Origin of the sequence: Rhizobium sp. AN80A (genome assembly GCF_030053015.1) — a bacterium.
In the GTDB taxonomy this organism is placed as follows: domain Bacteria; phylum Pseudomonadota; class Alphaproteobacteria; order Rhizobiales; family Rhizobiaceae; genus Rhizobium; species Rhizobium metallidurans.
This window is the reverse complement of the sequence record NZ_JASJPX010000002.1, coordinates 997,937-1,016,757: the sequence shown is the minus strand read 5'-3', so window position 1 is coordinate 1,016,757 and position 18,821 is coordinate 997,937. Positions and strand designations below refer to the sequence as shown.

Here is an 18,821-nt window from a genome sequence, read left to right as displayed (position 1 = left end):
CGTTTCGCAACGGCAATGGCCTCGTCCATGGCTCGAACGGTGGCGCGGCCTCCTTCGTGTCATTGACTGGCCCAAGTTGGGTTTGATCAGCCTTGGCGACCTTCCCAGCGCTGGAGTTGGACTTGGATCTCAATTCGGATCTAGATCTGGATGCAACCGGGTGGCGGTTGAAAAGCGAGTTTTCGCGGCCTTCGCGCCACGGTCCACTGGCGCGACACACATGACCCGAACAGAAAGATTAACCTCTTGACGCTCCTCCCCAGGTCGAGAGCGCTTGAAATCTCTTCCAGGAGAAGCCATCTCACCGCGGTCTGTTTAGAATGGAGTTAAGGATGACGACAGTTGAAGAAGCGCAGCCCGAGCAACACGCTTTTGAAGCCGATGTTAGCCGACTGCTGCACATGATGGTGCATTCGGTTTACTCGGACAAGGATGTATTCCTCCGGGAATTGATTTCCAACGCCGCGGATGCGTGCGAAAAGCTGCGCTACGAGTCGATTTCCAATCCACGGCTCTCGTCCGATGGCCTCGAGCCGGGGATCCTCGTGAAACTCGATGAAGAAGCGCGGACGCTTATTGTTGAGGACACCGGCATCGGCATGAGCCGTGAAGAGATGGTCGACGCGCTTGGCACGATCGCGCGTTCCGGAACCAAAGCTTTCATGGATCGACTAGAAGCGGCCAAGGCTGGAGAAAAGGCGGAATTGATCGGCCAGTTTGGAGTTGGCTTCTACTCATCGTTCATGGTCGCGGACCAGGTCGATGTGATCTCGCGCCGCGCCGGAGAGTTCGAAGCCTCGAAATGGTCATCAGATGGAAAGGGGCGCTATAACATAGTCACGGTCGACCCCGGACAAGCCCCAGCCCGCGGCACGCGTGTCGTGCTACATCTCATGGAGGAAGCCAAGAAATATTCAAGCAAATGGACGGTCGAGAAGATTATCCGTGATCAATCTGGACATGTCCCCGTCCCTATCCGCCTAATCGAGAAGGATGGCGCCGAGCCATTACAGTTGTCAGATGGCGCCGCGCTCTGGACCAAGCAAAAAAGCGACATATCCGAACAGGACTATCTCGATTTTTATCGTGGCGTTTCGGGTCAGTATGACGAGCCATTGAGTAACGTGCATTTCCGCGCTGAAGGCCGGTACGAGTATACGACGCTCGTTTTTGTCCCAGGCTCTCAGCCATTTGACCTCTTCGACCTAGACCGACAGGGTCGGATAAAGCTCTATGTGAAGCGCGTCTTCATAACCGATGAGGCCGATTTGGTGCCGCGCTACCTGCGGTTCGTTCGTGGTATCGTCGATACCCCGGATCTACCACTTAACATCTCCCGCGAGATGATCCAGGAAAGCCCGGTCCTTGCCGCCATAAAAAAGGGCGTGACGAGCCGAATCCTCTCCGCGCTGGAAAAGATGGCCGAGAGCGATGCCGATAGGTTTTCCAAGTTTTGGGATCTTTTTGGCGCGACGATCAAGGAAGGCATCTATGAGGATTTCGAACGGCGCTCGCAGTTGCTCAAGCTGGCGCGCTTCCAAAGCACCGTGTCGAACGAGGCGACGCGCGGCTTGGCCGATTATGTGAGCGCGATGAGGGAAGGACAGTCCGCCATCTATTACATCAGCGGCTCTAATTTGGAGCAGTTGCGGTCTTCGCCGCACCTTGAGGGTTTCCAGGCGAAGGGTATAGAAGTTTTACTGCTAACCGACGGCGTGGATAATTTTTGGCCGACCAATGTCGCGGAATTCGAAGGCAAGCCCTTTAAATCCGTAACTCAGGGTCTTGCCGATCTCAACGCCGTCGCCAGCGGCGAAAACAGCGGGGAGGGCGACCAACAATCGTCTCCCGAGGTGACCGCCTTTATCGATTTCGCGCGAGGCCTTCTTGGTGAGGAGGTTGCAGACGTGCGTGTTTCAGGCAGGTTGACCGAGAGCGCGGTATGCCTTGTCGCGCCGGAGAATGGTCCGGATCGCCAACTCGAAAAACTCCTACAAGGCGCCGGCAGGCTGCAAACGGCGTCGAAACCAATATTGGAGATAAACGCGCGGAGCGAGCTTATCTTGGATGTCGCGTCAATGCGCGATCAAGCCTTTCGCGAGGATGCCGCGTGGCTTTTGCTTGACGAAGCGCGCATTCTAGACGGAGACAAGCCTGCCAACCCGCGCGCTTTCGCTGAGCGGCAAGCCAGAATGTTCGCGCTCGCGATGAAACGCGACAAGTGAGGAAATCGGCGAGGTAGCCTGACGCCGCCTCGCCGAAAGTCGCTCGGTTAGATCTCGCGCTCTCCCTACGATCGGCATTACCCTAAAAGTTTCAGTCGGGTTGCACCGATTACGGCGGCAGGGGGTAAAGTAGCTCCAGGAAGACACCTACTTCCCTCGAACGACACTGCCGCCCCTGATGGTTCTGTCTCAAGCGGACATGGTGCTGGAGTACCGCGCAGCCCTCCATTGTCGTGGCGTCCCCCAGCTCTTGCTTCACTTCGAGGTGGCTCATTTTCGCGATACCACGTGAAAGGCCAAGCTTCGTGTGCGGACGGCGTCCACGGCATGTCATGAGTGGTGCCTTGCCACATCAAGAAGGCAGCAAGGCTTTTCGAACGCCTCAGACGAAATACCTCTATGTGATCATCTCCATGACGCTTGTCTAACAGCATGACGACCACCAGATCGTAAAACTCCCGGACACTTTCTGATGTTGAATAACCCCACATCAACAGATCACCGAAATTTGTTGGTCGCTCGTCGCGGCATATTGACCGTCACCGCCGCTTTGGTGAAAGACCGCCTGCTTCCTGCGCAGCCCGAAAAGCCGGCCGTGACGAACAGTTCTTTCGCCGACTTGTAGTCGGCATCTGTATGAACAAGTTGCCAGTCTCAAGATTAATGCGGTCGGGATGGCTCGAAAAACATATTACGTTTCGCGCTATGAGCTCCGTCCCGTTAATCGGCTTGACCAGCCTTTGGCCCTCTCTACATTTCATGGGGTTTTGGTCAGTAGCTCAGCGTGAGCGCTCCAAACAAGATTGAGGAGCGACAAGGTTGATAGAGAAAACAGGCGTGCGCAATCGTATCCTCAAGGCGCTCAGTGACGACGACTTCAGCCTCGTGGCCCCGCACCTTGATCTCGTGCCGATGCCCAATAGATTCAAGGTTGCTTCGCCTGGTCAACCACTTGATTATTTATATTTTCCTGAATCGGGTATCGGTGCAGTGATGAGCTTAACACCAAACGGAGAAAGTTCCGAGGCGGGTATGTTCGGCGTTGAAGGCTTCGTACCCACATCTACCATAATTGGTGACAACCTTGTGCCTTACGATATCGAAATGAAGGTGGGAGGAGCCGGTTATCGAATGCCAATTCGTATGATAGCGGAACTTATGTTAAAGAGCGCAAGCCTGCATGTCCCGTTCGTCAAGTATATGCATGTGTTCGCTGTGCAAGTAGCGTTTACGGCTCTCGCCAACGCACGTTTCACAATCGACCAGCGCCTCGCGAGATGGATTCTCATGTGTCAAGATAGGATCGGTCACGACACCCTGGAGATTACTCATGAGTATATTGCAATGCTCTTATCAACGCGTCGTCCAAGCGTGACGAACGCACTGCATGTCTTGGAGGGCGAGCGACTGATCCGTTCAAGCCGGGGCATCGTCGCTGTCGTCAACCGTAAGGGACTGGAGCGATTCAGCCGTGGTTGTTACGGCGTTCCCGAGCATGAATTCGAGAGGCTGATTGGTGATCGGTAGATCCGCGCACCGCTAGATCGAGGTTTGAAATATAAAACATCGGCGGTGCAGGCGGCAATGGGCGAGCATCTGGGCTTCACACCATGTGCTCTATCAAGTGCTTTGCTCCCCGACCCGGGGATGCAAACGACGTGATAAGTCGTGATAAGCTAGCATGCTTTGTTACGAAAATAATCGGTGTGTTAGAAAAAACCAGCGCCGAGAACGCGGTCTTCGCCACAGAGTTCGATCGGTTCGTGCCAGGCCTCGGGTGATGCCTGCATGATGGCAGTGTATTGGCAATGTCATGGATTAGCGCGCTGTAACTGCCCCCGATCGATATTAGCGCATGTATCAGAATAGTTGCAGATCGCTCGTTAGAACCTTTCGAGTTACTCGAGGTGCGACAGAGCAAATGTCCCAACGCTGCTATGTCCGCTGCCGTCGCAACGCGCTTGATCTGCCGCGCGAGGCGGACGACGGTTGCCTCCGCGAAATGCTTTAGAGCGAAGATCGCTATCCAAGTGGATTAAAAAGGCCAGCACCGTTAATATCCCCCAGTCAGCGGAAGATCCGCTACTGGGGGAACTGGCCGTTTGCGACCGTGATAGTGCAGCAGCCAAACGCTATTTGGGAGGCATGGCGCTCCACATGCGCGTCCATCCGCCTAGCCCAAACCGCCGGCGCATTGACAATGACGTCCTATGATACGCGATACCCCCCGCGAATGATTTCGACGTCTTCGGCGAGCACAAGACTAGCGGGAAGTGGAAGATCGGACCGCCCCTCGATCACCCCTGAAATGTAAGCGATAGCGCTCTTCATTCCGGCGACCGTGTAAGGCTTCTCGATGGCCCCTAGAGCTCCCACGAAGTCATCGGGAATCTTTTTGATGTTACCGCTCACAAAAACAAATGGGATGCCCTCGTCCGCTAGATCGCGGCCGACATCTATCCCGGTTGGGCCATCCTGAAGCTGAATGTCGACGAATGCGAATTCGGGTCGTTCTATCGACACAGCTTCCCGTGCCTGGCTTCTTGACATCGCGGTTGCCGTTACGTGATGACCCGCCAGTTCAACTTCACTCTCTAGCTCCATCGCCAGGAGCATTTCGTCTTCAACGATGAGTACTTTCAAGAATCATTCTCCTGCGGTGCTTCCACCAGTAATGTGACATCAACTGTCGTTCGGTGCCCTTCGACCCTCTTCTCGATTTTGGCGCCCACTTGCTTTGCCGAGTTCTCAAGCAAAATACGACCAATTTCAGTGGTCTCGTCATCAACGTCGACCGGGACGGAGGTATCTTCCACCCGTATCAAGAAATGACCGTTCAGTCTTTTAATCACTACATGGATGTCGCCACCGCCGTCGCTCAGTCCTCGTTTTATCGCGTCCCCAACCAATTCGTTCACGATGAGGGAAAGGGGGGTGGCTTTCACGGCGGGTACATAAACAGGGTGAAGGTCAAGCGTTAGTCGGATGTCTTCCCGACTGGTAGCGCCAACCAGATCCGTTACCATCTCCCTTGCGACATCGGCGATGTCGAACCGAGAGACATCCTCAAGCGTGAAAAGCTTACGCTGCACCGTGCTTAAGGCCTCAATCCGGTTTAGCACCGACATTAGCACCTGTTTGTGATCCTCGTTTTTAGTCTTTCGAGCTTGCAACTTCACGATCGAGGCCATGGTAAGAAGATTATTCTTAACTCGATGGTCGACTTCATGCACGAGCAGCGTCTTTGCTGCCAGCGCGGCTTCCAGTTTCTCTGTATGTTTGGCGACCTCTTCTTCCGCCCTGTGGCGAGCAGCCGCTAGGTCGGCCTCACGGCTCTTGACGTTCGTGAAGTCTAGTTGAGAAGCGAAGAAATAGATGATCTTGTCCCTGTCATCACGCACTGGAGACAGAAAAAGCGCGTTCCAAAACGAGGTGCCATCCTTCTTGTAGTTTAAAATATCAACCGCGATGTCCGAACCTGCGGCGATTGCATCGCGTATACGACCCACGGTTTCGCTATTAGTTTCTTCTCCTTGCAAAAACCGACAATTGCGCCCCACAACTTCGCGGCTTGAGTAACCGGTTAGCTTTTCAAACGCCGTGTTGCAGAAGATGATCGGATTGTCATTCTGATTTGGGTCCGTGACAATCATCGGCATTCGTGTGGCTTTGAACGCCGCGGCGAAAGGATCCTCGCGCACGTGTCGCGCAACCAACCGTTCGCCTGCATCCTGCGCGTCAGATCGTCTCTGTTCGTTGTCTGGCATAATCTCTTGGTCTTGCGGTTAAACGACGAATGATCAAAAATTCGGATAGCTCCAAATGCCTCAACTCTCAAGACGAGATGGGAAGAACGCTCGAGTTTTAAAGGGCAGGAATCATATATTGGTCCAGCGAGTACCTCGATGGTACCTGATGGCGCTCAAACATGGGCCGGCGCTTCCGGTCCCATGTCATTCCTCCGTGTCGTCTCTAGAACGTCGACATCGATCATGGTTCGTGAAGAGCGGGTGCTATGCAGCCGGTCGTCCCGACAACATCGCGTCGCCATAAGACAGGTGGCATGCGCACACGTCTATATTGCATTCCGGTGAGTTCCTCCTGCTTACGTTGACTCATAGTCGAGCCTGCACTTTCAATTCCGAGCTGGTCACAGGTCTTCTTGATCGTGGATCCTTAGGAACCGAATGGGGGAGCCCCGCGTTTTCCGGGCTGTTCCACCCTCAAACCGAGAGCTGCCGTGACCCAGACCGAGCGCAACAAATCGCAACTGGATGAAGAAGAACAGCGGGAAAAGCGAGCGAAACCGGAAATAGCGAGCGTCGGCCCAGGGGAGCGGGAGAGCTCTGGAAGAACGAAGTCATCGATAATTCATCGCCATCCGCTCGCAATCCTCTCGATCGTATTGGCGCTCGTCGTGCTGGCGGTGTTCGGGTATTTCGTCTGGCTCGTCTATTTCCATCCATATGAAAGTACCGATGATGCCTTCGTCGACGCGCGGAGTTTCTCCGTTGCCGCCAAGGTCTCCGGCTATATCGCTGACGTGCCCGTGAGCGATAACAAGCACCTCGACACGGGTTCCGTCATTGCCAAGATCGATCCGCGCGACTATCAAATCGCACTTGACCAAGCGATCGGCCAGATAGGCGTTGCCAAGGCCGCCGTCTCAAGCGCCAACGCGCAGATCGCGGCGGCAGGCGCGGCGATCGACGAAGCCAGGGCTCAACAGGCCTCCAGCGCGGCCGCGCTTCAATATGCCCAGGACGAGAACGAGCGCCAGCAGGAACTCGTTAAGAGCGGGGCCGGGTCCGAGCAGGCCGCTCAGCAAGCAGCCTCGACCCTTCGCCAAGGTCAAGCTAGCTACGCGCAATCGCAGGCAGGCGTAACCTCTGCCGTTAAGAATCAAGCATCCGCTGAAGCGCAAAAAGCTAGCGCGATCGCGAGTTTACAACAGGCCGAGGCGCAGGCAGAGGCCGCGACGCAAAACCTGGATTACACGACGATCACGGCTGCTCAACCAGGTCGAGTGGTCAAGCTGAGCGGTTCCAGGGGCCAGTACATCCAGGCCGGTCAGGCGATCGCCATGTTTGTCCCGGAGGAGGTTTGGGTGACCGCCAATTTCAAGGAGACGCAATTGGCTGACATGCGCCCGGGCCAGCCGGTTGATCTCACCATCGACGCTTATCCGGATCATGTCTTGAAGGGCAAGGTCGATTCCGTTCAGCCTGGTTCGGGTACTGCCTTCTCCTTGCTTCCAGCCGAGAACGCGACCGGCAATTACGTGAAGGTTACCCAACGCGTTCCCGTGAAAATCGTGGTGGATGATTGGCCGAAGGATATCGCCATAGGCCCAGGTATGTCGGTGGTTCCAACAGTAACAGTTCGGCCGAGGAGCTGAGATGGCCGGCAACGCCACACCTACCGCGAGCTTGCCTACGGCCGCTTTGGGCGCCCCCAATCCATGGCTTATCGCCGTGGTCGTGTCGATAGCGACCTTCATGGAGGTTCTCGACACCACGATCGCCAACGTGGCCTTGCGCTATATTTCAGGAGGGTTAGCGGTCAGCGCGGACGAAGCGTCATGGGTGATCACGACTTACCTCGTCTCGAACGCGATCATTCTCGTGGCGTCGAGCTTTATCGCGAAGCGCTATGGCCGCCGGCGTTTTTATCTCCTTTGTCTTGCCACCTTCACGGTATCCTCTATCTGCTGCGGTCTTTCCTGGAATCTAGAGTCTCTTTTGATCTTCCGGATGATCCAGGGTTTCGCGGGTGGCGGAATGGTGCCAATCTCACAGTCAATCCTCGCCGATTCCTTCCCACCCTCCAAACGGGGCCAGGCATTCGCGATGTTTGGCGTTGCCGTCGTTGTCGCGCCTGTGATCGGCCCCACGCTCGGAGGATATCTCTCCGATAATTTTTCCTGGCACTGGTGCTTCCTCATCAATGGTCCAGTGGGCGTCCTCGCCTTCTTCCTCGTTTATGCGCTGGTGAAGGAGCCGGAGACGCTAAGGGAGGAACGTGCTCGGATGCGCGAGACAGGCGCGCGTTTTGACATAACTGGATTCCTACTTGTCGCCACGTTTCTCGGGGCGCTGGAATTGGTGCTCGATCGCGGTCAAACGGAAGATTGGTTCGACTCCAGTTTTGTCATAACGACCTCGGTCATTTCAGGACTAGCGCTTTGCATCGCTATTCCATGGCTTCTAACGAGGACCAATCCCGTTATCGACCTGCGGCTATTGGCAAGTCGGCAGTTCGGTGCCTGCGCAATCGTTATGTTAGCTACCGGTGCTATCTTGATAGCCACGACGCAGTTCGTGCCGCAGGTGCTGCAGACAAACTTCGGTTACACGGCAACCTGGGCGGGCCTCGCGCTGTCGCCAGGCGGACTTGTAACAATGTTCATGATGTTCGCCGCCGGCCGGCTCACCTCCATGGTCCAGCCAAAATATCTCATAGCGGTCGGAATGAGCATTATCGCGCTCGCGATGTGGGACATGACAAGGCTTAACGCTGATTTAAACTTTGGCTTTTTCGTCTGGTCCCGTCTTTACCTCGGGCTCGGTCTACCCCTGATTTTTATCCCGATCACCGCGGCTTCTTACGATGGATTGAGGCCTGATCAGACAGATCAAGCTTCCGCTCTAATCAACGCGGCACGAAATACTGGAGGGTCGATCGGCGTCTCCATCGCTTCAAATGTGCTCGCGCACCGAGAGCAGTGGCATCAGAGCAGGCTGGTCGAGAGCATTGTTCCGTCAGACCCTGGTTACGTCAGCGGCTTCGACCATGCCACCCAGTTCTTTGTTGAGCGCGGGTCGAGCGTCCTGGAGGCGCATTCCCGCGCTACCGCGTGGGTGGCATCGCAGGTCCAGGCACAGGCGAGCTACCTTGCCTACATAGACGTCTTTAAGGTGCTGATGGTCATTTCGGCGCTAATGGTGCCGCTCGCACTCATTTTGCGGCGAATCGACCTCAAACAGGCAACGGAATCCACGGGCCATTGACCTGTCCCGAGGCCAGTTGACTGTGCCTAAAAAGCGATTAGCTGTGATTGGGTTGGCCTAACGGAAACAGCGCGGGGGCTGGGGGCAAGCGCAACAACCAATCGCAGCGAGATTAAGGGTCCCTTGGTCGTCCTAACAACCTGCGCTTGATTGGCTGCGAGCGTGTCATCAAATTGCGCTGCCTCAAAGCGATCCACCCATATTCCAGTATTCTGCAGGCTTTCACCTTTGGTTGGAGGTATGCAGATGACGATTCCCGCTAAGTCCGTGATGAGAACGGACGTATTCACGGTCTCGCCGGAGACGACGGTCGCAGAGGCCGCCCGTTGCATGTTATCGCATCATGTTGCCGCAGTACCCGTTGTTGATCCCGATAACAAGCCGCTGGGTGTGGTGAGCGAGGGCGATGTCATGCATCATTTTGGCTCTCACTTTCAAAGTAAGCGAGCTCAATGGTTACGCTTGCTGGCGGAAGGCGAGACTCTGGCGCCAGAGTTCCTTGCCGAGATCCGCCTCAATCAACAGCGCGTTAGCGAAATCATGCACCCAACGGTCATTTCCAGTCACGAGAACGCCTCACTCTCAGATCTGTCCGATCTGATGATGAAAGAAAAAATCAAGCGCGTTCTTATACTCCGTGACGGCGTCCTGGTAGGCATCGTCAGCCGTGCCGATGTCATTCGGGCCGTCGTCGAGAAACTAGACGACCTGCTTGAGCCGACGGACTAGCCAAGGCATTACATCCGCGACATCCATTGTCTCAAGGGCAGCACTAAATTGGGCCTACCTCGCGACTCTGACGCAAATGCCACGGGAACTGGGCCGGCGCGGGCGTTGCGCCTCGCCGCATTTGCGATACTTCAGGGACGCAGTCCTGATCTTGTGGAAAAGCAGGGATTCCGGGCGCTTTCACACTTCGATGGAATGACAAGGCTCGATCAAAGTGGAAGGGTTCCTTTTCTTAAAAAGGGACCAACAAATGACCACGACCAATGAAATCGCCGAAAAGATTGCCGCAGCGCATGGATTGACCAAGGTTCAGGGCAAGTCAATCGTCGAATCTGTCTTTGCCGCTATCACCGAGGCGGCATCGTCGAATGCCGAAACATCAATTCCCGGATTTGGAAAGTTTAAGGTCAAGGATACGCCTGAGCGTGAAGCCCGCAATCCCTCAACCGGTGCGACCATCAAGGTCGCGGCCGCCCGGAAGTTAGCCTTTCAACCGGCCAAGGCCCTCAAGGACGCTCTCAACAAGTAGGCACGGACCGTAGCCGCAAACGATCCAGACGGCGGGTGGAAAGGATCTAATCGATCCCGTAGGGCGCTTTGGCGGAAGGCGTCTCCACCTCGCTGACTCGGTGCTTTCTTGTCCTTCCATTGGCGGTCAGAAGCATGTCCAACTCGCTCCAGGAACGGCTGAAGCGGCTAACAAGACGCTCCGCTTGCGCCTCTGACACTCCGTATGCGCGAGCGACGTCGGATGTCGAACTGACAAAGTCGTCGGAATTGTTCGTCATTGCAGTGTACGCCTTGTTCAGACAGGTCGGGTGCATGCTTTACTAAGGTTTGCAAATCATCCGGCGCTGCGGCTTGTTACTTCGTAATTCAGATGTAGAACGGCTTTATCCGCCCGAGGTTCCATCAATATGGACTGCGTCTCAACACGGCACCCTCACTCCGCGCATTGCAAGGCAACGGGTCGGACAGTCGAGGATTGATCACGGTTCGACTGGCTTTTTACCCATCTCGAGCCCCGGCAACCACGTCCGACGCCTTGCGTTGCGCGATCTCGAAAACCATTTCGCTCGTCGCTCGAACCTTCACCGTGGATCGAAAACACCATTCCACTTTTCCGAAACCCTGACCCTTTGGCTTGAGAGAGAGATTTTGTCGTCCGGGGTGGGGGCGTTGCGCGCTTCAGGTCATCGACGAGGTTGGGAAACTTGTTTGCGGTACGTCGCTTGCTTGCCGAGGGTCAGCATGCCGAAGTACCGGTCGCTTGTGAATTGTAAGCGCCCAATCAGATCAGGTCGCTATCCCGCTTCTGCGAGTTGGTCTAGTCGCGCTGGTGTAGGGGCAGGACCGACGTGAAAACTCGAGCCTGGCAACGCGCCTTGATCCAAGTGGTGCCCCGGCCGGCGGATACAGCGCCGCCAAGAGGTGGCCGATGGAATCCAGGTCGCCGCATTCTGGAGCGTGCCCCTTTGTTCATGCCGTTGTGGTTTTTAAAGGCGCTGTGAATTTTTCACGTCTTCGCGACGCGAAACCAGTTGCCGCCCTTGCCGCCAAGAACATGTCCGCCATGTCTACAGTGATTATCGGAGATTGCTTTTTGGCCTCACTGCTCGACCCCTTCCTTTCACGATTCTGATCTGGTCGCTCATCTGCTTGTGCTACTGGTCGCTTATCTACTGGCCCTCCCAATCGCTTGGGACAGGGAAAGAAACGAACGAAGCGCTGGCCTTCGAACATTTCCGCTTGTCGCGATCGCCGCCTGCGGCTTCATCCAGGCCGCCGAAACTGTTACAAACGGCAACCCCGAGGCCACCGCGCGGATCGTCGAGGGTTTGATCAACGGCGTCGGCTTCATTGGCGGCGGTGCAATTCTTGTTGGCAGGGCAAGTATTCGCGGAACAGCAACCGCCGCGAGTCTTTGGGCGACCGGGGCCATCGGCGCTGCCGTGGGTCTTGGCGCTTACGACATCGCGATCGTACTTTCCGCGATGACCTTCTTCACGCTCCGGTTCATGACGAACTTCAAGACGGAAGTAAATGAAGCAATCTCGGAAACTGAAGCAAGTAAACGCCCGCCCGACGTCACGCCTTGATTTGTCGCTCGTCCTAACGTCGCGGACACGCAAGGTAGTCCGAGCCGGTCGTTTTGTTTGGTGCTACCTGGCTCGCCATACCAGATGGCGGCATCACCTGGGTTCCGCGAACGATTGAAGATCCCCGGTATCGTGCAGGTCGATATGGGCTACCACGGCGGCGTTCTAGCTTCTGCCGCGATCCACGCATCGTCCGCGATTAAAAATTCGCCATCGGAGATTTTCCAAGACTGGTCAGAGCCGAGGTGAGGCTGCGAGAACGTCCTATCGTGGAATACGGCTTGATCCGCGCGGCATTAGCGGCGAGTGGCGCGGTAAGCCGGCCCAGCTCATCCCGCTCGGATCGACGACCTCCAAACCAGTTCAGCAGTCAGTCGGACCGAATGCTGACCGCTATCATTGCCATTCTCGCCGATCGACAGCCAAGCAACAGCCCTCGCGGCGATCTCGGCAACTGGTTGCGCGAATGTCGTTAGGTCGTAAGACAGCCACGACGCCTGCTCGATGTCGTCGAAACCCGCGATACACATCTGATCTGGAATAGAGATGCCAAACTGATGACGCGCGGCATCCATGAAGCCGCAAGCAAGAAGATCGGTCGCGCAGAAGACGGCATCCGGCCGGCGGGGCCGGGTGAGAAATCGTTGCGCCAGAACACGACCCGCTTCGTAACCGGTCCAGCCATGGCGTTCGACCGAAACCTCGAGGCCGAGCCTCGTGGCCGCCGCGACGAAGCCGCGCTCACGCCCCATCAGGCTTGGTGTCCCGGCATCGGAGTTGGCAAAGGCAAGTGACTTGCAGCCCGCCCTTGCAAACGCGGTGACGATCCGCTCCCCAGCTTCAAAATCGTCGAGATTTATCTTTAGCGGCCCCGGCTCGTCATCATCGCGATTGATCAGAACAAGTCTCTGCCCATTCTTCAGGCATAGTCTGACGATCGACGCGTCAGGTAGTCCTGATAATATGATCGACGCATCGGCGCGATAGCGGATCGCCTGTGACAGAGCACGATCCACACTGCCATCCGAACGGTCGGTGTTAATCAGCATCGCGACCTTTCCCGCGTTTTGGAGCTTGCCTGTGAGCTCGCGCAGGAGTGCCGATCGATATGGCGTGGCAACGTCCGACACGATTAGGCAGACAATTCCGCTCTGGTTGCGCATCAGTCCGCGAGCAAGCTCATTGACGTGATACCCCAGTGCCTCGGCCGCGTCGGTGACCTTCTTTCTTGTCTGCGCGGAGACGCTCGCGCCTGGCGTGAACGTCCGAGACACGGCGGACCTTGAGACGCCCGCGCGTCGCGCTACTTCCAGCGCGCTGATGAAGTCCTTCGGCGCCATACTCCCCTCCAATGCTGCACGCGCTTGCAAAATCGCTCGCGATCGCAAAATCCCTCTTCATTGTCAGAAATTCATTGACAGTCTTTTCCGCCATAGGCAAGCTTTGCACACGCTTGCAAAAGGCGGCGACGTGGAGGCGTCGTTCACACGGAGGAAATCATGAATTCGATAAAGCTCGCCACGGCCGCGCTAGCGGCAACTGCCGCGTTGTTTGCCCTGCCCGTCCATGCCGCTGGAAATCTCAACGTCATATGCTCCGCCGACCAGCAGGTCTGCGACTTGATGAAGGGTCTGTTCGAAAAGCAGACGGATATTTCGGTGAACATGGTGCGCCTTTCGGCTGGCGAGACCTATGCGAAGATCCGCGCGGAAGCGCGCAATCCCAAGACCGACCTTTGGTGGGCCGGGACGGGCGACCCCCATCTGCAGGCGGCTAGCGAGGGGCTGACACTCGAATACAAGTCGCCGCTATTCGACCAATTGCAGGACTGGGCAAAGAAACAGGCCGAAAGTGCGAATTTCCGCACTGTCGGTGTCTACGCCGGTGCTCTGGGCTGGGGATACAATACCGAGATCTTGCAGAAGAAAGGGTTGAAGGAGCCGAAATGCTGGGCTGATCTGCTCGATCCCTCGTACAAGGGCGAAATCCAGATCGCCAATCCGAACTCCTCCGGAACGTCCTATAACACGCTTGCGACCCTTGTTCAGATCATGGGCGAGGACAAGGCCTTCGACTATCTTGCGAAGCTCAACGCCAACATCTCCCAGTACACCAAATCTGGCTCCGCGCCTGTGAAGGCCGCGGCTCGCGGCGAGTCCACCATCGGAGTTGTCTTCATGCATGACGCGGTCGCTCAGACCGTCGAGGGCTTCCCGATTAAGGCGATCGCGCCTTGCGAGGGGACGGGCTACGAAATCGGCTCGATGTCAATCGTCAAGGGCGCCAAGAACCTGGAAAATGCCAAGAAGTGGTATGATTGGGCGCTGAGCGCGGATGCTCAATCGCACATGAAGGACGCGAAGTCCTTCCAGCTGCCTTCGAACAAGTCCGCCGAGGTGCCGAAGGAGGCGCCTAGGTTCGAAGACATCAAGCTGATCGACTACGATTTCAAGAAGTACGGCGATCCAGACGTCCGCAAGGCTCTTCTGTCCCGCTGGGACAAGGAAATCGGCGCCAAGGCCAACTGATCGAATGACGGGCAGGGGCCTTAAGGCTCCTGCCTTTCCGACCGTCACGAAACGCCGCGGACAACCGATATGATCTCTAGTAATCGCCGTCTCGATATCGCCATTCTCATGGGTGGCGTGGCCTTCCTGCTTTTGCCCTGGTATCGCATCGAAAGCGGTTTCTTTGGCTTCCAATGGCTTTCCGGCCACTTTTCGGACGCGGCAAGCGCACCGGCGATAATCGAGATTGCACGCTTCGGACGCTGGTGGCTCGGCCTGGTCGCCTTGCTCTTTATTGCTGGTTGTGTAGCGCGCTTCGTTGCCAGTGCCCGAAGCCGCGGCCTTCTACTGGCAGTCTGCGGCGGCGCCGGACTGGCGCTTCTCACACTTCAGGGGCTGGCGATCACCTTTTCCGGCTGGTCGTGGGCGGTCAGCGAAGCAGTGTTTGGCGCCTTGCCGGACGGGCAGCCATCCATGGGGGCAGGTGCCGTCGTCGTAGGCATTGTTTTCGTGCTGTTCTTTTCGTTCGGTCTTGCCGATCGCGGCGTCATGAAGGGCGACGCGTTTGTGGTCAGCGCAATCTCGATGCTGGTGGTTCTGGTCGCGGTTTTCGTCTTCTATCCGGTCGGAAGCATGTTCATTGCCGCTTTCCAGTCGGTCGACGGCTCTTTTGATCCCAGCGGCTTCTTCAACACTATTCAAGATTCGTCGGTTTGGAGCCTTGGCTGCGTCGTCGGGGGCGAGCGCTGTGGCGTGGCCTGGCGCACGCTGTGGCTCGCGATCATGACGGCTAGCGGAGCGACGTTGCTTGGTCTTTGCTTCGCGCTCGTCGCAACACGCACACGGTTCCCTTTCAAGCGGGGACTGCGGCTGCTGACCATCCTGCCGATCATCACGCCGCCTTTTGTCGTTGGTCTGGCGCTGACATTGCTGTTCGGGCGCGCGGGTGTGGTAACGCAGTTCGCAGCATCAGCTCTCGGTATCGAGCCGGGCCGTTGGCTCTACGGTCTGACCGGTATCTGGATCGCGCAGGTCCTGTCATTCACGCCAATCTCGTTCCTTGTCCTGATTGGCGTCGTCGAAGGTGTCAGCCCTTCGATGGAAGAAGCGTCGCAGACGCTCAGAGCCGATCGTTGGCGCACCTTCTGGCGGGTTTCCTTGCCGTTGATGAAGCCCGGTCTAGCCAATGCCTTTCTGATCAGCTTCATCGAAAGCATGGCGGACTTCGGCAATCCAATGGTTCTCGGTGGGAGCCACGGTGTCCTATCCACGGAGATCTTCTTCGCCGTCGTTGGATCGCAAAACGATCCCGCCCGCGCCGCCGTACTCGCGATGATCCTTTTGGCTTTCACCATGACGGCCTTCCTCGCCCAGCGACTTTGGCTCCAGGGAAAAAGCTATGCAACGGTCACTGGTAAGGGCGATTCTGGAGCGCACGCCGCCTTGCCGCGGGGCCTGTCCATCGCCGTTCATTCAATCGTCGTTCCTTGGGCGCTTTTCACCGTCGTGGTCTATGCGATGATCCTCTTCGGCGGCTTCGTGCGAACCTGGGGACTGGATAACAGCCTGACCTTCCAGCACTACATCAGCGCTTTTTCCATCGGCTGGCGCGAGGACGGCGGCATAGCCTGGACGGGTGTTGCCTGGAACTCCTTCTGGACGACCATGGAAATCGCGCTGATCTCCGCGCCATTGACGGCCGCTGTCGGCCTTCTGACGGCTTATTTGATCGTCCGCCAGAAATTCGTCGGTCGTGGCGTCTTCGAATTTGCGCTTATGCTGAGCTTTGCCATTCCGGGGACCGTGATCGGCATCAGCTATATCATGGCGTTCAACCTGCCGCCGCTGGAGATGACGGGCACTGCGCTTATCCTCGTCGCGTGCTTCGTCTTCCGTAACATGCCAGTCGGTGTGCGCGGCGGCGTGGCGGCCATGAGCCAGCTCGACAAGAGCCTCGACGAGGCATCCCTGACCTTGCGTGCAAACAGCTTCAGAACCGTCAGAAAGGTGATCTTGCCGCTTCTGCGCCCGGCGATCACCGCGGCCCTCGTCTATTCCTTCGTGCGGGCGATTACCTCGATCAGCGCCGTGATCTTCCTGGTCAGCGCCGAATACAACATGTCGACGGCCTATATCGTCGGCCTCGTCGAAAACGGCGAATATGGCGTTGCGATCGCCTACTCGTCCGCCCTTATCGTCGTGATGGTCACTGTGATCGGTGGTTTCCAGTTGCTGGTCGGCGAACGCCGACTTCGCCGTGAGAACCGTGTGGCGCTCGCTGCCCCGACAGCCAATCCCTCCCTGCCGCTCAATAAGGAGAAAACCGCATGAGCAAGACTGTGCCCGGCTCCGTCACGTTCGAACGAGTGAGAAAGACATTTGGCGCCTTCACGGCGATTCCCGACCTGTCGCTCACCATCGAACCGGGAACGCTTGTCACGCTTCTCGGTCCGTCGGGATGCGGCAAGACAACGACGCTGCGCATGCTTGCCGGTCTCGAGCACCCCTCGTCTGGACGTATTCTAATCGGCGGCAAGGACGTCACGATGCTGCCGGCAAACGAGCGCGATGTTTCGATGGTGTTTCAAAGCTACGCGCTCTTTCCGCATATGACATCGCTCGACAACGTCGCCTACGGTCTGGAATCATCAGGCATCAAGCGCAAGGAAGCGCGCGAACGCGCCAAGGAGGCGATGAAGCTCGTCGGGCTCGACGGCATGGGCGAGCGGCTGCCGGCCGAATTGTCAGGTGGCCAGCAGCAGCGCGTTGCCGTGGCGCGCGCCCTGGTCCTGGAGCCGCAGGTACTGCTGCTCGACGAGCCACTCTCCAATCTCGACGCACGCTTGCGTCGAAGGGTGCGCACCGAAATTCGTGATCTGCAACAGCGACTGGGCTTCACCGCGGTTTACGTCACGCATGACCAGGACGAGGCTCTTGCCGTGTCGGACCAGATCATCGTGATGAAGGATGGCGAGATCGCGCAACAAGGCGCGCCACGCGACCTTTACGATGCGCCCGCCTCCGCCTTCATCGCCGATTTCATGGGTGAGGCCAATGTGCTGGCCTGTCAGGTCGAAAGTGTCGAGAACGGCATCGCACTGATCGACATCGAAGGGCTGAAACACCGCGTCGCGGCCAGGAACGCATTGGCTGGCAGGGCCGAACTCGCCATCCGGCCCAATGCAATTCAGTTGCACCGCACGCCCACGAAGGGTGCCTTCACCGGCAGGATCACGCATGCCGCCTATCTTGGCGATCATGTCGAATACGAAGTCGCGACCAGCAGGGGGAACGTGTTCGTCATCGACCGGACGGCGGATTCACCCTTCGATACGACGACCGAAGTCGCCATCAGTCTGAAGGATCGCGGGATCGCGCTGATTACCGCACCAAGCAAATGAGAAATCGCAAGAGGGTTTGACATGACATCGCATTCTTCATTGGGCCTTGATGCTCGCAGGGCCTTTGCGGAAGCTATCGCAAGGAAGGCTGGTGCCCTGGCATTCGGGTACTTCGAAAAAAGAGAAAGCCTGGTCATCGAAACCAAGCGGGATCCGCAGGACGTGGTGTCGATCGCTGACAGGGACGTCGAAAACCTCATTCGAGACGCCGTTCACGAAACCTATCCCGGTGACGGCTTCCTAGGGGAGGAATATGGACTTGAAGCCGGCACGTCCGGCCTGACCTGGGTCGTCGATCCGATCGATGGAACGAGCCCTTTCGTCAATGGCATGCCGAACTGGTGCATCTCGGTCGCGCTTCTCCAGGATAACGTGCCGGTCGTCGGCGTTATCTTCGCACCATGCCACGGCGAACTTTACTCCGCGGCTGCTGGATCCGGAGCCACGTTGGACGGACAATCGCTGTCGCTTGATCCTTCACGCAACATCCGCAATTCCGTGACAGGCATCGGCGCCAACAACCATGTCACGCCGGCATTCGTCGCCGCGATGGTGGAGAAGCTCTTGTCCGCCGGCGGCAACTTCATTCGAAATGGATCTGGCGCGCTAATGCTTGCCTATGTCGCTGCCGGCCGTCTCGTGGGCTATTACGAACCTTACATGCATGCCTGGGACTGCCTGGCCGGTTATTGCCTCGTGAAGGAGGCCGGCGGCTGGTACCACCCATTCCCGACCGACGGAGACCGGTTGACCAAGGGGGCGCCTGTTCTTGCGGCAGCACCCGGTGCCGTCGAGGATCTTCGCGCTATCGCCGGAATTTGACAACGCACGATTGCCGATATCTGGACAG

At 57.1% G+C, this 18,821-nt stretch carries 14 protein-coding genes; 11 read left to right on the top strand and 3 right to left on the bottom strand.

Annotated elements, in window-relative coordinates:
• Positions 1 to 332: 332 nt before the first annotated feature.
• Positions 333 to 2,225 carry a molecular chaperone HtpG gene (htpG, locus tag P3R82_RS11435; protein ID WP_112950151.1) on the top strand — a complete coding sequence of 631 codons (1,893 nt, stop codon included), beginning with the start codon at positions 333 to 335 and terminating at the stop codon, positions 2,223 to 2,225.
• An 819-nt stretch (positions 2,226 to 3,044) separates the two neighbouring features.
• Entirely contained in the window at positions 3,045 to 3,752 is a 708-nt protein-coding gene (locus P3R82_RS11430) for a Crp/Fnr family transcriptional regulator (RefSeq protein ID WP_283193893.1), read from the top strand.
• A 681-nt stretch (positions 3,753 to 4,433) separates the two neighbouring features.
• Here the strand turns inward: P3R82_RS11430 and P3R82_RS11425 are convergent.
• Positions 4,434 to 4,868 (bottom strand): response regulator, encoded by a 435-nt coding sequence (locus tag P3R82_RS11425; protein ID WP_111565282.1) that lies wholly within the window; start codon positions 4,866 to 4,868, stop codon positions 4,434 to 4,436.
• Positions 4,865 to 5,992 carry a PAS domain-containing protein gene (locus tag P3R82_RS11420; RefSeq protein ID WP_112950133.1) on the bottom strand — a complete coding sequence of 376 codons (1,128 nt, stop codon included), beginning with the start codon at positions 5,990 to 5,992 and terminating at the stop codon, positions 4,865 to 4,867. Before P3R82_RS11420 ends, P3R82_RS11425 begins: the two co-directional genes overlap by 4 nt.
• Before the next feature lie 473 nt (positions 5,993 to 6,465).
• Between P3R82_RS11420 and P3R82_RS11415 the strand changes: the two genes are divergently transcribed.
• From P3R82_RS11415 to P3R82_RS11395, 5 genes are all read left to right on the top strand, one after another.
• Positions 6,466 to 7,623: an HlyD family secretion protein gene (locus P3R82_RS11415; protein ID WP_283193892.1), complete on the top strand. Its 1,158-nt coding sequence runs from the start codon at positions 6,466 to 6,468 to the stop codon at positions 7,621 to 7,623.
• Position 7,624: 1 nt separating this feature from the next.
• A complete protein-coding gene (locus P3R82_RS11410) occupies positions 7,625 to 9,235 on the top strand; it encodes a DHA2 family efflux MFS transporter permease subunit (RefSeq protein WP_283193891.1) in 1,611 nt (536 codons plus the stop codon).
• A 246-nt stretch (positions 9,236 to 9,481) separates the two neighbouring features.
• Complete coding sequence (locus P3R82_RS11405; RefSeq protein ID WP_283193890.1) at positions 9,482 to 9,964, top strand: CBS domain-containing protein; 483 nt, start codon at positions 9,482 to 9,484, stop codon at positions 9,962 to 9,964.
• Between the two features lie 250 nt (positions 9,965 to 10,214).
• Positions 10,215 to 10,493, top strand: a complete 279-nt coding sequence (locus P3R82_RS11400) for an HU family DNA-binding protein (RefSeq protein ID WP_112950130.1) — start codon at positions 10,215 to 10,217, stop codon at positions 10,491 to 10,493.
• A 1,132-nt stretch (positions 10,494 to 11,625) separates the two neighbouring features.
• Positions 11,626 to 12,063, top strand: a complete 438-nt coding sequence (locus tag P3R82_RS11395; protein WP_283193889.1) for an MgtC/SapB family protein — start codon at positions 11,626 to 11,628, stop codon at positions 12,061 to 12,063.
• Positions 12,064 to 12,392: 329 nt separating this feature from the next.
• On the opposite strand, the gene P3R82_RS11390 is transcribed toward P3R82_RS11395, so the two are convergent.
• Positions 12,393 to 13,403 (bottom strand): LacI family DNA-binding transcriptional regulator, encoded by a 1,011-nt coding sequence (locus P3R82_RS11390; RefSeq protein ID WP_111563815.1) that lies wholly within the window; start codon positions 13,401 to 13,403, stop codon positions 12,393 to 12,395.
• Positions 13,404 to 13,562: 159 nt separating this feature from the next.
• On the opposite strand from P3R82_RS11390, the gene P3R82_RS11385 reads away from it, so the two are divergent.
• From P3R82_RS11385 to P3R82_RS11370, 4 genes are all read left to right on the top strand, one after another.
• Positions 13,563 to 14,591, top strand: coding sequence for an ABC transporter substrate-binding protein (locus P3R82_RS11385; RefSeq protein WP_111563814.1), 1,029 nt, complete (start codon positions 13,563 to 13,565; stop codon positions 14,589 to 14,591).
• A 69-nt stretch (positions 14,592 to 14,660) separates the two neighbouring features.
• The gene (locus tag P3R82_RS11380; protein WP_283193888.1) at positions 14,661 to 16,901 is read left to right on the top strand and encodes an iron ABC transporter permease; all 2,241 of its coding nucleotides are present in this window, start codon (positions 14,661 to 14,663) and stop codon (positions 16,899 to 16,901) included.
• Positions 16,898 to 17,971 carry an ABC transporter ATP-binding protein gene (locus P3R82_RS11375; protein ID WP_283193887.1) on the top strand — a complete coding sequence of 358 codons (1,074 nt, stop codon included), beginning with the start codon at positions 16,898 to 16,900 and terminating at the stop codon, positions 17,969 to 17,971. The genes P3R82_RS11380 and P3R82_RS11375 overlap by 4 nt, the downstream gene beginning before the upstream one ends.
• A 21-nt stretch (positions 17,972 to 17,992) precedes the next feature.
• On the top strand, positions 17,993 to 18,793 hold the full coding sequence (locus P3R82_RS11370) for an inositol monophosphatase family protein (RefSeq protein ID WP_111563811.1): 801 nt from the start codon (positions 17,993 to 17,995) through the stop codon (positions 18,791 to 18,793).
• The last annotated feature ends 28 nt before the right edge of the window (positions 18,794 to 18,821 follow it).

What these genes read in the sequence shown, in the direction of transcription:
- P3R82_RS11390 (WP_111563815.1), bottom strand. Translation starts at nt 13,403, where the DNA reads ATGGCGCCGAAGGACTTCATCAGCGCGCTGGAAGTAGCGCGACGCGCG.
- P3R82_RS11370 (WP_111563811.1), top strand. Translation starts at nt 17,993, where the DNA reads ATGACATCGCATTCTTCATTGGGCCTTGATGCTCGCAGGGCCTTTGCG.
- P3R82_RS11405 (WP_283193890.1), top strand. Translation starts at nt 9,482, where the DNA reads ATGACGATTCCCGCTAAGTCCGTGATGAGAACGGACGTATTCACGGTC.
- htpG (WP_112950151.1), top strand. Translation starts at nt 333, where the DNA reads ATGACGACAGTTGAAGAAGCGCAGCCCGAGCAACACGCTTTTGAAGCC.
- P3R82_RS11375 (WP_283193887.1), top strand. Translation starts at nt 16,898, where the DNA reads ATGAGCAAGACTGTGCCCGGCTCCGTCACGTTCGAACGAGTGAGAAAG.
- P3R82_RS11385 (WP_111563814.1), top strand. Translation starts at nt 13,563, where the DNA reads ATGAATTCGATAAAGCTCGCCACGGCCGCGCTAGCGGCAACTGCCGCG.
- P3R82_RS11400 (WP_112950130.1), top strand. Translation starts at nt 10,215, where the DNA reads ATGACCACGACCAATGAAATCGCCGAAAAGATTGCCGCAGCGCATGGA.
- P3R82_RS11410 (WP_283193891.1), top strand. Translation starts at nt 7,625, where the DNA reads ATGGCCGGCAACGCCACACCTACCGCGAGCTTGCCTACGGCCGCTTTG.
- P3R82_RS11380 (WP_283193888.1), top strand. Translation starts at nt 14,661, where the DNA reads ATGATCTCTAGTAATCGCCGTCTCGATATCGCCATTCTCATGGGTGGC.
- P3R82_RS11420 (WP_112950133.1), bottom strand. Translation starts at nt 5,992, where the DNA reads ATGCCAGACAACGAACAGAGACGATCTGACGCGCAGGATGCAGGCGAA.